Here is a 12,285-nt window from a genome sequence, read left to right as displayed (position 1 = left end):
CTACAATTATCCGTAGCCGAAGCACTAACTGTTACAGATGCTCCACAGATTCCTGAATCACTATTTACACTCTCATTACCACTATGGGTAATGACTGGTATTTCATTGTCTGTTACCGTTACTGTAGCTGTACAAGTAGTTATAATCCCTCCATCATCAGAAGTTAATGTAACAACGTTTGGTCCAATATTTGAGCAATTAAAACTTGAAATATCAATAGAAAGTGTTCCTGTACTTCCATTATTAATATCAGAAGGTGATATAGTTGCCACTCCAGCAGAATCCAAAAAAACAGAAATATTTTGACAGTTAGCAGCAACAACTAAGTTATTTTCATAAAGCTCATAATCAATTTCATTATCTTCAACAATAGTAAGCTCTTCAACAAATTCTTCAAAATAACCATCTAAATTTAGCAACGGATTACTTATCTCTTCTGAAGTAGAATAACTAATATTAAAGGATAATTCTTGGGCAAACAAATAACCATTCACACTAAAAAATAGTGAAAAACAAAAAATATATTTATATAAACTAAGTAGTTTTTTTATCATATTTTTTAATTATTACTAATAAACTTAATGAAACTGATCACAACATTTAAATTTATCTAAAACTATAAATCTCCTTAAATAATCCGGGTAGAAATTTCTACTAAGTAAGATCTTTTAAACGAAAAATTACAGATAATTATAGAAAGGCTATTAAATAAAATCAAAAAAAGTAAACTTAATTAGTTTTACTAAATTGAGATCTTTAAACCTTGAGTTATTCACTTAATTAAACAATTCTAAAAGAACTCTTATCTAAACAAAAAAAACTTTTAGAATTTTAAAAAACCAACATAATTAAAAAACTTTTAACCTAGGGGGAGGTTAGAATGCTGGTATTAACACATTTAAACACTGAAATGTAGTTATTTTAAACGTAAAAAAAAAATATTATTGTAATAATTTCACAATCAAATATGACTACTCTTATAAATATTCAATGATTTTTCAAAACATGACTGTAAACTTAAAATAATCTTAATGACGTTTATTAATAATCTTTCAAGTAAAACAACTTTATAAAAATTTAAGAAACTCGAACTTTGTAATAATCTTCAATTACGTATCAAAAAAAAATTATCCAAACCTCATATTATGGTTTAAAGAACATCATAAATAACTCTTCACAATAGATAAGCCAAAATAAAAGAGATATTAAAAACACCATTTATTAAATGCATTCAAAACTACCCCTTTAAACTGTTTAATGATTAATCGTGTTTATTTCATTTTTAATGTAAATATAGTCTTAATTGTTTTCAATTCTTTTTTATATTTCAAATCTGTTCTCGACGCAAAATATAAGGTGTTTTCTGTTTTTACTTTTCCTTCCCAAACTAAATTTATTTCCTTTCTTAAAATTTGTTCTTGACATAAAAAATCCGGAACTAATGCAAGTCCGTTTCCATTGTTTAAACATCTTATAATAGAGGTAATATTTGGTAAAATATAGTTGGGTTTAAAAGCAGGTTTCTTATTAAAATTCTCAAACCAAAAACGTCTAAAATGTTCCATTTCGTTTGATGAACTATACCAAACATTTTGAAGCAGTTCGTCTTCTAACTTACTTAAATCTTTTGATTTTAGGTGTTCTTGTGTTTTGGTTGTATCTGTTTTATTGCCAGCTATTAAAACGATTCTTTCTTTTGAAAACGGAATATACTCAACCAATGATTTTTTTTCATTCTGTTTTTTAGGTGTTATTACTAAATCTAAAATTCCATTGTTTAGGTCTTTTATTAAATCTGTATGTGCTCCAAATCTAGCTACTAGGTCAAAGTCTAGTTTTGGAATTTCGGGTTCAATAATTAGTTGAAACATTTCTGAACACATTCCAATGTTTAGAGATGGATTTTTTTCTTGAGTTGTTTTTTTAAAATGCTGTTCTGCTATTTCAAGTTTTTTTAAAGATTCAATAATATATTCATATAAAAATTTCCCATCCTCTGTTGGAATCATTTTTCTCGAAGTACGTTCAAATAGTTTTTTGCCAACATAAGCTTCTAGTGCATTTAAGTGTACACTAACTCCAGGCTGAGAAGCAAATAAAGCAATAGAAGCTTTAGTTAAAGTTCCGTTTTCATATATTTCTTTAAATGTTCTGTACCATTCTAAATTCACCATATCTATTAAATTATTGATACAAAGGTATGATTTGTATTATTTTTACAATAATAAATATTGCTTTAATTTTGCCTCAAATAAAATAAGAGACAAATGAAAAATATATTTATAATTAATGGAAGTCATCCTTTTGCACATTCTGGTGGAATATTTAACGAAACACTTTTCAATACTACTATTTCATATTTTGATACGCGTGAGGAATTTGAAGTGAAATATACTCAAGTAGGCGGCAATTATGATGTAAAGGAAGAAGTTGAGAAATTTAAATGGGCAGATATAGTAATTTATCATACGCCCATTTGGTGGTTTCAAATACCTTTTGGATTTAAAAAATATATAGATGAAGTTTTTACGGAAGGTCATCAAAATGGAATTTATGCAAGTGATGGAAGAAGTAGAAAAAATCCAGACATCAATTACGGGACTGGTGGTTTAATGCACGGAAAAAAATACATACTTACTACAAGTTGGAATGCACCTAAAACCGCATTTACTTTAGAAAATGAATTTTTTAATCAAAAAAGTGTAGATGAAGGTGTGATGTTTGGTTTTCACAAAATGAATGCTTTTACAGGAATGGAATTATTAGCAACACATCATTTTCACGATATGGAAAAAAATGCAGATGTGCCTTTTGAGTTGGATAATTACAGTGCTTTTTTAAATGATTTAATGATTAATTTGTAATTATCTGGTTTCGTTTCGAAAATGCAGGAGAACGTCTCGTATATAAAGCATAGTGCAACTAGAGCTAAAATATTACCTTTTTTCTCTTAACCAAAGCAATGATAATTTGGCTTTAATTTTCCATATCATAAAAGGTCTATTCAAGATAATTTGGCGGTGCTACATAAAAGTGCAAAATTTCCTTAAACCACTTCTCGCACTATGATTTACAAACATTCTTGTGTACTGTTGTTTTTATAAAGTAACTTTAAATAGAATTTTTATTTTATTAATTTATGTAAATATAGTTTCGCTTTCTAATTTTTCACAGTAATGAGTAAAGTTTCAGAAAAGTGCAAAATGGGAACTACTTAGTGAATCAATTTTTCTAATTTTAATGTCTTTGAAAAATATCTCAGCAGCTTCACTTTGTAATTGAATTTTACCTTTTGTTAATGGTTTTGTATTGCCGTATTCGTCAGTAAATCTGGAGTTTTTTAAAATCATAACAATATGTCCATTCACAATATGTAAACTTTTATCCTCAAAACAATATAAATCTAAAGTGTTCCATTCATCGTGGTTTTTTTCATAATTACTGCTTCGTAAACAATAATTTTTATATGGACTTTGGAAGCCAATTGTTAGGTAGTCTTGAGAAGGGTGCGCCATAGGATTTAAATTTCCTTCTGGTTTGTATGCCCTAATGTCAATAGCTGAAGTTATTTGACTCCAAAAGTCTCCGGTATGCCCTTCCATTATCTGAAACTCTTGAGAAAGCATCCAAGATCTCCAGTAATCAACACCAATTGGGCCAATTGAATGGTATAAAATACCAGAATCTTTTAGTAAATTTTTTCTATAAGCCCATTTCTTATTACCCCATTTATATTTTAGTTGGAAGTGGTAATTTTTATATTCTTGTTTAGTTACCAAACATCCATAATACTCACCTGAATTTTTTATTATTAAGTTATCATCTTCCTGAATAGTAGAAAACACGTTATAAGACGGGTTGTTTAATCCAATGGGCTCAACTAGATTTCCTAGTTCATCCTTAGGCTGTGATCCATTGTAACCAGGCTGAATTTTATAACTTAAATAAACATCCCATTCCGAAAGATTTTGGTCAATTAAGTTTTTCCATTTGTATTCGCTGTTCTGATCAGAAGGATGTTTCTTGACAACATTAGTACACGATGTTAATATGAATGTTATGATAATAGAAATATAGATTCGCTTCATTTGTAAATAATTAAACTTGGTTAAATAGCTTTTTTAAAACAGTTTATCTCAGAGAGTATATAAAAGAAACAAAAATATATTTTTTTATAATAATAGACCTAAGATATTATTTTATATTTATGCATTAATAAATAGTAAAAACGCCTAATTAGTTTTAATAATGAAACGTAGTAATAAAATAAGCAGAAAAGAGAATAATAGTAAATCTAATTTAAGTTTTAGGTTTTTATGCTTTGTGGTTTTAGTTATAGCAAGTACAACTTTTAGTTTTGCTCAGAATTTAGAGCAACCTGCTGTAAATGATACTAGTAATGTACAGGCACGGGTTATTGGATTAGATAATATTTGTGTACATGTATTACAACTTGAAAAATCTTTAAAACTTTATCGTGAGATTTTAGGTTTTAAATTAGACGATGCTGTTGTATTTCAAGGCAAAGGTATTGAGGGGATGTTGGCAATGAAGCTAAAGGCAAATGACCTTACAATAACATTATCACTTACGGCTCCAGAATATATAAATACCATTGGCCCGGTTGGGAATACTAACCATAACCATTTTATGCTTCGTGTGAATGATATTGAAACAATAGGAAATAAGTTGAAAGAAGAAGGTTACGAACTGGAAAATGAAAACTATGCCCGCGACAAATATACTTTTTTTGTAGGCCCAAACGGTGAAATTATTGGACTATCGGCTTGGTAGAAAATTAATATTTAAAATTATGTAGCCTTTATTCAGGATGGGTCATTAGTATTTATTACGTTTTTTTTAAGCCGTATACATAATTTAATGTTCTATATATTGTAGCAATTTATTGTAAGCTTTTTGTAATAATTAGGATATTTTAACTACTAATAAATAAATCCTTCTTCTTTATTTATAGCACTTATATATTCTGATTTAAAAGCAACTAAATGTCCTTTTTTAGCTACGCTATAATCTAAACATATAGCCTTATTATTCTCAACAACTGGATTTCCTTTTAACCAATAATGTCCAAAAAAAACGGTTTTATTTGATGTATAATGAAAGCCTTTACCATCTTCAATAAATTCATTTCCGTATTCTAATGGACACATCATTAAAATATCACTATTTTTTACTCTTTTTTCTATGGGCTGCCACCATTTTACTCTGCATTCTTTTCTTTCAACTCCATCTTTATCAAAAAATGTATGTCCGTTGCTTAAGTTAATTTCTTTTCCTTTTAAAGTTTCTTCAATTACTACATTTTCAATTGATTTATTTTTATTAAAATTAGCAAGGAAATCGTTGGTTAATTTTCCTTTAAAGTTGTTTTTAAGCCAATTAATATGTTTATCATCCCAACATGCATGCACAGCTCTAAAATTATCCTTTTCAATAAATAATGGTAATTTCTTAAACCAAGGAAGAAAAAGATCTTTCCACTCTTCACTAAAATCTTTAAATTGCTTTAGTGTTTCAAAATGCTGATTGATTTCTGTAAATGTATGTTTCCTATAATAGCCCCCGTTTTTTTTATCAGTAGTATGAAAACAAACCGCATTAAACTCATGATTTCCCATAATAGCTTCTGCATTTCCAGTATCACACATATTTTTTACAATATGTAATGTTTCTCTAATTTTAGGTCCACGATCAATATAATCTCCTAAAAATAGTACTTTTCTTTGTTCAGAATGTTCATAAATTCCATTCAATAAATTATATCCTAACTTTTGAAGAAGCTTTTCTAACTCATCTGCATGACCGTGTATATCACCAATTATATCGTAGTTCATATTATAAAATTAAACTAATTTTTCTTACATATTAAACAACTAGCTTTTCTTAAAAAAGAATGCACATCTTTCCAATTGAAATTAGAACAACCTTTATTTGAACATCCTGATGTACCACAATTATCACACTTTAATAAATCAAAATTACAACTTCCACATTTACCTATTTTTTTCATAATTACATAAAACTAGTTTTAATTTTCTTAAATGAAATAATAGCAGCCAATTTCTCTATCTCAACTTTTCTAATTTTGGCTTTGTTCAACTCTTAAAATTAAGAAACCTATTTCAATTACTCTTATGTATTAACATAATAATATCTGAAATAGGTTTATCAAAATTTAAAAATTCTCTATTTTATGCTACCCAAATAAAAAGTTCCTTTTTTAGAAAATAAATTAACCATTCTGAATTTTCCATATTTTATTTTAAGAATTTTTCAGTCACTTCTATTTAAACTTTTATAACCTTAAAAGTACCGTCATAAAAAAACAAAACCTTACGGCTTTCCGTAAGGTTTTGACAACTCTTTTTCAAATTTACAACTTCCTTCTACTATCAATCCGTTTTAATTGTAGCACCCATAACTTTTGCAGTTACTTTGGCTTTTTGAGAAAATAGCCCTTGACTATATTCCACTTCATATTTAGGATTTAAAAATATATCAACATCTGGATTTTCTTCAACTAGACGACTATTTAAATTCCATGATGCGTTTTGCATCGCAGCTCCACTCCAAGTTAAATTATTCAAAATAGCTGCAACGGGTAATACCGCTACAGAAGCTAAAGGCAACCCTAATTTATCTTCACCAAAATTATTGCTACCCCAATCATTTTCAACTCCTACAATATCATTAATTAATACACCTGTACCAAATGTATAGCCAATCATAGTTAAAATTGGTAAAAACTGATTTGACTTGCCTAATTCAATTCCATTAAATCTTACAACTACTCCTCTTTTCTTTTTTGCCTTCATTGGTATTCCAAAAAGCGCTCGTCCTTCAACTGAAATTGGATGAAGTCTTTTTAATTCATATTCATTTGAATTCTTATTTAATGAAACATCACTATAACCACCATTACTAATAGATGACATAGAGGAACAACTAGATATTAAAATGGTTATTAATAAAATACCTACAATTTTAAAATTTTTCATTTATGCTATTATTTAAAGTTTTGTTACTTCAAAATTACCATCATAAAAAAATATAACCTTACGGTTTTCCGCAATGGATAAAAGTATTTTTTGAAAACTCTTACTTTTGAAAAGTAAATAGCTACCCTTTTTTCAATAAAACTTTCCTAAATTTTTGGAATGACTTTAAAACTTACTTCACAAAAAAATAAGGGCTTACTATTTTATGAAACTCATCTATTTGGAGATTAAAAAAAATAAAAAACATAAACTTGTAACTTGTTGTTTTATTAATGTATACGTATTATTTTTATCGAAAAATTTAGCTTATGAAAAAATATTGTTTACTCCTATTTTTATTATCCAATTTAATTTTTTCTCAAAATATTGATCGTAAAAAAAATCATTTTCAAACAGCGGGGCACGTTTTAAAAACAAGCTTTAATACTATCCCCAAAGATTTTGTTTATTTGGGAAATGAGTTTTCAAATGATTGGAAAAAAACTGGATATTATGGTGCCAGAGTTGTTGGGCTTTTATTAACCGACAAAATTACTACTAATTTTTGGCACAAAACCGTTGAACCTGCCATTAATAATTCTCTGCCAAATATTTTGCGCTTATTAAAAAGCAAAAAAAGACCTTACAACTTTTGTAAGATCTTCATTATCTTTTTCTTAAAATTTCCCTACAGCAACTTTATATAAGTCCTAAATCTTTTGATATAGCAACTAAATGAGCTGGATTATTAGCATTAAAATGCTCTTTTAAAAACTTTAATCGCTTTTCAACAGCACTTACACTAGACGGACTCCAATTTAAATCTTTTAATTTTTCACTAATTTGTCCCTGAAGTAATCCTTGAGATAAACACTCAATTATAAAAATATCGTATTCTGAAATTTCAATAGAATTATTATTAGACAAAGCATTGGCAACTGAAGGCGAAATAAAACTTTCATTGGAAGAAAAAATTATTTTTAAGGCTTTTTTAAGATCACTTAAACCATCTCTACCTTTCCAAACATAGGCATTTACATTGTATTGATTAAGTAAAGTTTGAATTGTAAACGGTTTATCTTCTACCGAAAAAACTGCAATTTTTAAATTGGGAAAATCAATTCTTACTTTTTTTACTAAATCTTCCCCTCCTGTAATTTTTTGTTCATTACCATTTTGTTCAAATGATAAATCACTAATTAACAAATCGTATGGATCATTATTTAATGTAGCACTTTTTAATTTCAACAATGCTTCATCGCAATACTGAACATATTCAATTTTTTCAATTCCTAATTTCTCTAATTCAGACTTTACACCAAAGTTGATAAAGTCCATGTCTTCTGCTATTAATATTTTCTTAAACATAAATACTACCCTTTAAATTTTATGGATGCTTTAAAACCATTATTATAGGACGATTCAAAAGTAACAAAACCTCCAATTGAATTTATACGGGTTTCCACATTTATAAGTCCATTTTTATTTTTTAGGTTATTTAAGTCAACTCCTACTCCATTATCCGAGTATTTTATGTTAATTGTATTTTTTTCTTTTTCAAAAGATAAGGCTACAAATTTAGCTTTACTATGTTTTTGCATATTTATCATTAACTCTTGAAGCACCCTATAAACTTCAATTTGGAAAGTTTCTGATAAACTTTCCAACCCCACTTTATTAATATTTTTTAATATAATTTTTGTGCTATTTGTATTGAAATTTGTAAGAAGGTTTTTTAATGAATTAACAAACCCTTTTCCTGTTTCAATTATATTATTTTGATGTGATATATCTCTTGTAAGCAAATAAACTTTTTGAAGATCATCCAACAATATTTCTTTTGGCTCATTTGTATATTGAATTTTGTTCATAATGTTTACTACATTATTAGCAACTTCATCATGAATTTTTTTCGCAATTTTAGTTTCCGTTTTATAAACTTCTTCCCTTTTCTCTAGTTTATGCTTTTGTTTACGGTAAAATCCGAAGCCTGTAAATCCTAATAAAATTAAACCAGTAGTAACAGCTCCAATTATATTTTGAGTTTTTTCTTTCTGTAGATCCACTTCTTTTTTTGAATTAGCTATTTTTAGCTTCAAATTATCTTCACGATTTTTCTCGCTATCGTATTTTAACTTTGCAAATTTATTCTTAGCTTGTTTTTCAGAATTGTTTATACTGTCGTTAATTCTAATATATGATGTGTAGTATTCTTTAACCTTTAAGGGGTTTTCAAGATTAATAAGTTTTTGAAGTGCTTCCAGTTGATCTCTTGGGCTTTTTTGGCGACAAGCCAAATTGTACATCTTTTGAGCATTATTTATGGCTTTTTTCTTGTTTTTTTGTTTATAAAAATCAGAAATGTGAGCATAACTAGCAATAAGTCCAAAACTATCTTTTTCTTTTTGTCTTATGTTTTTTGCTGTTAAAAAATCTGAAAGTACATTTGACTTATTATTTTGCAACCAAATTGTATAAGCATTATTATCAATAATTTTAGCCTTAGTTCTAGGTCTTTCATTCAATTTGGGCTCATTTAATAATTCCTTAAATAAATTGATACTTTCATCATACTTTTCTAAATAACGTAGTGCAAGCGCCTTATTATATAATATACTAATTGAATCAAGTCTTGTTGTTGCTATGCTTAATGATTTAGTATTCCAATATATTGATTCTTTATAATCTTTCTGGTTTTTAGAATTTATGGCTAAACAATTGTACAAAGTAGTCAAATATCTATTGTTGTTTTTATCTATATATTCTATTGCTTTTAGTGCTGTATCATCACTCCCGTCATAATCTCCCAATTCTGCCTGAATAATTGCCATACGAGTTAAATTTTCACCTGTCTTAGCACTATCTTTTAAAGCTTCATACATTTCATTTGAATAATTATAACAATAATAGGCACTATCCCTTTGTGAATTGGCATTATAATAATAGCCTAATATCGAATATTGTTTTGCCAAGCCTTTAATATTATCCTTTTTCAAAAATTTTAAATATTTCTTGGAAGTATGGATAACACTATCATATTTTTTTAAATTCACAAAAAAGTAAGTCTTATAACCTATAATTTCCTTTTGTTCTAATATTAGTTCTTTCTTTTTTGCCAATCTTAGAGCCTTATTGGCGTGCATTAAACCACGGTCAGCAGTTAAACTCATGTTTTTCATATTTTTAATATGATAATCTAAAGAGTCCGTATCTATTTGTATTGAGAAATTTAAATCTAAAGCATCATTAATACTTGATGCTTGAGCTAAATAAACTACACATAAAAAAAGGAATGTAACTTTTATTTTTTTCATTCCTCAAAAATAATATAAAACTATAACTAGATAAGTGTTTAATTATATTTTAAGTTTTTAATTAAAAAATTAAAAACACTCTATTAAATAGCAATATCTATAAATATTAAAGTATTTTTATATTTTAGATTCTTAAACAAAACCTTGAGCCAAAAAAATCAAAAAGCTTAAATAATTTCAATTAAAAATTCATATAGATAAGCCTTAAAATTTTTATACTTTTTATTAAACTCAAAAATTTCTTTTTCAATATCTTCATAATTCTCTAACAAATCCTCACCAAAACTAAAAACATTATTATTTAAAATATTGGTTACTTTCAGCTTATACTTTTCAACTTTTTCTTTAATAACATTGTTATTCTCAACTAACAAATCAATATCTTTTATTAATAATTGAAGTCTTTCAAATAAATTTGGAATTGATGATTTAAATGAGTTCGATTTTACTATTGCTTTTAAAAAAAGCAACTCTTTATTAATAAAATTAAAATCTGAAATCCAAATTATAGAGTCATTAATAATATCTCTATAACTCTTGTTTATTTCAAACGCCTTATAAGAAACTGTTGAATCCATAATACAGTTTATTTAATTCATCTGTAATTAAGTAAATTTATAAACATCTTAAAATGATTTATATCAAACTATTATGTAATGTTTCTAGTATATATTTCTTTTCAACAACTTAATTTATTGATAAACTGAGTAAAATCATTTTAAAAAAAAGTTAGTATTAATAGCTTTAATACACCAAATCATTTCAATTTTGAAAAAAAATATAATCATCTTAATTTATAAGCAATTTCATTTCAAAGAAATATTATTTCTTCCAAAATTATAAAATTAACTTAAAAAAATAAACTCATGTCACTAAATTTCAACCAATTCGCACTTGACGCAAACGCTTTTATGAAAGAATATTCTGAAAAGTTAAATATTAAAGATAAAGATAAAGCTGGTCGTATTCTATCCTCTATTTTACATGGTTTAAGGGAGGTAATTTCAACAGAAGAATCGCTACAATTTATAGCTCAATTACCTATGTTTTTAAAAGCTGTTTATGTAAACGGATGGTCTTCCCAGAAAAAACAACGAGTTAAAAACATAATTGAATTTATTGACCTAATACATAGGTTTGATGGTGTTACGTCTGAAAATGATTTTGGTTCAGATGAAAATTCTATAAAACACATTAAAACAACATTTTTAGTTTTGCGAAAATACGTTTCACATGGAGAGCTTAAAGATATTAGAACAGAACTTCCTAAAGAATTAAAATCTTTAATTTTTGAAGAATATTTAATTTAAATATATAATTATGAACACCATCAAAAAAACTTATAAAGAAGTTGATATAAAACTAGATACTGTTATATTAAAAGGCAATTTAAGATTGGCTAATGAAGAAAAAGGAATTATAATATTTTCTCATGGAAGCGGAAGCAGCAGATTAAGTGTAAGAAATAATTATGTAGCTGATATTCTATTAAAAAAAAGGTTTTCAAGTTTACTTTTTGATTTGTTAACCCCAGAAGAAGATACTATTTACGAAAATAGGTTTAATATTGAATTGCTTACTACACGACTAATAAAAGTTACCAAATGGGTTCAAAACTACTACCAAAATAAACAAATACCAATTGGTTATTTTGGAGCAAGTACAGGTGCAGCATCTGCATTTAATGCTGCTGCAAAGCTGAATAAAACTGTAAAGGCCATAGTTTCTAGAGGAGGCAGACCAGATCTGGCATCAGATATTTTAAGTAATATAAAAATACCTAGTCTTTTAATTGTTGGTGGTAATGATGGTATTGTAATTAATTTAAACAAACAAGCTAAGGCAAAAATTGGTGGAATTTGCGAACTTAAAATTGTTAATGGTGCTTCACATTTATTTTCTGAACCTGGAAAATTAGAAATAGTAGCAAATCTAAGTAGTCAATGGTTCAATAACTATTTAAATAAATAATT

At 26.9% G+C, this 12,285-nt stretch carries 13 protein-coding genes; 5 read left to right on the top strand and 8 right to left on the bottom strand.

Annotated features, from left to right (window positions below; genetic code table 11):
- Positions 1-554 (bottom strand): hypothetical protein (locus Q0776_RS13915; RefSeq protein WP_298369447.1); only part of this gene is annotated, 554 nt, incomplete at its 3' end.
- A gap of 717 nt (positions 555-1,271) precedes the next feature.
- Positions 1,272-2,174 carry a LysR family transcriptional regulator gene (locus tag Q0776_RS13910; protein ID WP_298369444.1) on the bottom strand — a complete coding sequence of 301 codons (903 nt, stop codon included), beginning with the start codon at positions 2,172-2,174 and terminating at the stop codon, positions 1,272-1,274.
- A 93-nt stretch (positions 2,175-2,267) separates the two neighbouring features.
- Between Q0776_RS13910 and Q0776_RS13905 the strand changes: the two genes are divergently transcribed.
- Entirely contained in the window at positions 2,268-2,864 is a 597-nt protein-coding gene (locus Q0776_RS13905) for an NAD(P)H-dependent oxidoreductase (protein ID WP_298369441.1), read from the top strand.
- Between the two features lie 324 nt (positions 2,865-3,188).
- Here Q0776_RS13905 and Q0776_RS13900 read toward each other — a convergent pair whose 3' ends face one another.
- Positions 3,189-4,088, bottom strand: coding sequence for a DUF1080 domain-containing protein (locus tag Q0776_RS13900; protein ID WP_298369439.1), 900 nt, complete (start codon positions 4,086-4,088; stop codon positions 3,189-3,191).
- 160 nt (positions 4,089-4,248) lie between these two features.
- Here Q0776_RS13900 and Q0776_RS13895 point away from each other — a divergent pair, with 160 nt between their 5' ends.
- Positions 4,249-4,794 (top strand): VOC family protein, encoded by a 546-nt coding sequence (locus Q0776_RS13895; protein WP_298369436.1) that lies wholly within the window; start codon positions 4,249-4,251, stop codon positions 4,792-4,794.
- A gap of 149 nt (positions 4,795-4,943) precedes the next feature.
- Here Q0776_RS13895 and Q0776_RS13890 read toward each other — a convergent pair whose 3' ends face one another.
- Together Q0776_RS13890 and Q0776_RS13885 are read right to left on the bottom strand one after the other, a co-directional pair.
- The gene (locus Q0776_RS13890; protein WP_298369432.1) at positions 4,944-5,855 is read right to left on the bottom strand and encodes a metallophosphoesterase; all 912 of its coding nucleotides are present in this window, start codon (positions 5,853-5,855) and stop codon (positions 4,944-4,946) included.
- 558 nt (positions 5,856-6,413) lie between these two features.
- Positions 6,414-7,019 (bottom strand): hypothetical protein, encoded by a 606-nt coding sequence (locus tag Q0776_RS13885; RefSeq protein ID WP_298369430.1) that lies wholly within the window; start codon positions 7,017-7,019, stop codon positions 6,414-6,416.
- Positions 7,020-7,327: 308 nt separating this feature from the next.
- Here Q0776_RS13885 and Q0776_RS13880 point away from each other — a divergent pair, with 308 nt between their 5' ends.
- Entirely contained in the window at positions 7,328-7,705 is a 378-nt protein-coding gene (locus tag Q0776_RS13880) for a hypothetical protein (RefSeq protein ID WP_298369427.1), read from the top strand.
- Here the strand turns inward: Q0776_RS13880 and Q0776_RS13875 are convergent.
- The 3 genes from Q0776_RS13875 to Q0776_RS13865 form a co-directional block, all read right to left on the bottom strand.
- The gene (locus tag Q0776_RS13875) at positions 7,698-8,366 is read right to left on the bottom strand and encodes a response regulator (protein WP_298369424.1); all 669 of its coding nucleotides are present in this window, start codon (positions 8,364-8,366) and stop codon (positions 7,698-7,700) included. The genes Q0776_RS13880 and Q0776_RS13875 overlap by 8 nt on opposite strands.
- A gap of 5 nt (positions 8,367-8,371) precedes the next feature.
- Positions 8,372-10,312 (bottom strand): tetratricopeptide repeat-containing sensor histidine kinase, encoded by a 1,941-nt coding sequence (locus Q0776_RS13870; protein ID WP_298369421.1) that lies wholly within the window; start codon positions 10,310-10,312, stop codon positions 8,372-8,374.
- A 167-nt stretch (positions 10,313-10,479) separates the two neighbouring features.
- The gene (locus Q0776_RS13865; RefSeq protein ID WP_298369420.1) at positions 10,480-10,890 is read right to left on the bottom strand and encodes a hypothetical protein; all 411 of its coding nucleotides are present in this window, start codon (positions 10,888-10,890) and stop codon (positions 10,480-10,482) included.
- A 288-nt stretch (positions 10,891-11,178) separates the two neighbouring features.
- Between Q0776_RS13865 and Q0776_RS13860 the strand changes: the two genes are divergently transcribed.
- Positions 11,179-11,622 (top strand): DUF2267 domain-containing protein, encoded by a 444-nt coding sequence (locus Q0776_RS13860; RefSeq protein ID WP_298369417.1) that lies wholly within the window; start codon positions 11,179-11,181, stop codon positions 11,620-11,622.
- A 10-nt stretch (positions 11,623-11,632) separates the two neighbouring features.
- Positions 11,633-12,283, top strand: coding sequence for an alpha/beta hydrolase (locus Q0776_RS13855; protein WP_298369415.1), 651 nt, complete (start codon positions 11,633-11,635; stop codon positions 12,281-12,283).
- Positions 12,284-12,285 lie beyond the last annotated feature (2 nt).

Source organism: uncultured Lutibacter sp., from assembly GCF_947495725.1.
Taxonomy (GTDB): domain Bacteria; phylum Bacteroidota; class Bacteroidia; order Flavobacteriales; family Flavobacteriaceae; genus Lutibacter.
Note: the sequence above shows the minus strand (reverse complement) of the source record. Positions and strands in the feature narration are given on the sequence as shown.

What these genes read in the sequence shown, in the direction of transcription:
- Q0776_RS13910 (WP_298369444.1), bottom strand. Translation starts at nt 2,174, where the DNA reads ATGGTGAATTTAGAATGGTACAGAACATTTAAAGAAATATATGAAAAC.
- Q0776_RS13905 (WP_298369441.1), top strand. Translation starts at nt 2,268, where the DNA reads ATGAAAAATATATTTATAATTAATGGAAGTCATCCTTTTGCACATTCT.
- Q0776_RS13900 (WP_298369439.1), bottom strand. Translation starts at nt 4,088, where the DNA reads ATGAAGCGAATCTATATTTCTATTATCATAACATTCATATTAACATCG.
- Q0776_RS13895 (WP_298369436.1), top strand. Translation starts at nt 4,249, where the DNA reads ATGAAACGTAGTAATAAAATAAGCAGAAAAGAGAATAATAGTAAATCT.
- Q0776_RS13890 (WP_298369432.1), bottom strand. Translation starts at nt 5,855, where the DNA reads ATGAACTACGATATAATTGGTGATATACACGGTCATGCAGATGAGTTA.
- Q0776_RS13885 (WP_298369430.1), bottom strand. Translation starts at nt 7,019, where the DNA reads ATGAAAAATTTTAAAATTGTAGGTATTTTATTAATAACCATTTTAATA.
- Q0776_RS13880 (WP_298369427.1), top strand. Translation starts at nt 7,328, where the DNA reads ATGAAAAAATATTGTTTACTCCTATTTTTATTATCCAATTTAATTTTT.
- Q0776_RS13875 (WP_298369424.1), bottom strand. Translation starts at nt 8,366, where the DNA reads ATGTTTAAGAAAATATTAATAGCAGAAGACATGGACTTTATCAACTTT.
- Q0776_RS13870 (WP_298369421.1), bottom strand. Translation starts at nt 10,312, where the DNA reads ATGAAAAAAATAAAAGTTACATTCCTTTTTTTATGTGTAGTTTATTTA.
- Q0776_RS13865 (WP_298369420.1), bottom strand. Translation starts at nt 10,890, where the DNA reads ATGGATTCAACAGTTTCTTATAAGGCGTTTGAAATAAACAAGAGTTAT.
- Q0776_RS13860 (WP_298369417.1), top strand. Translation starts at nt 11,179, where the DNA reads ATGTCACTAAATTTCAACCAATTCGCACTTGACGCAAACGCTTTTATG.
- Q0776_RS13855 (WP_298369415.1), top strand. Translation starts at nt 11,633, where the DNA reads ATGAACACCATCAAAAAAACTTATAAAGAAGTTGATATAAAACTAGAT.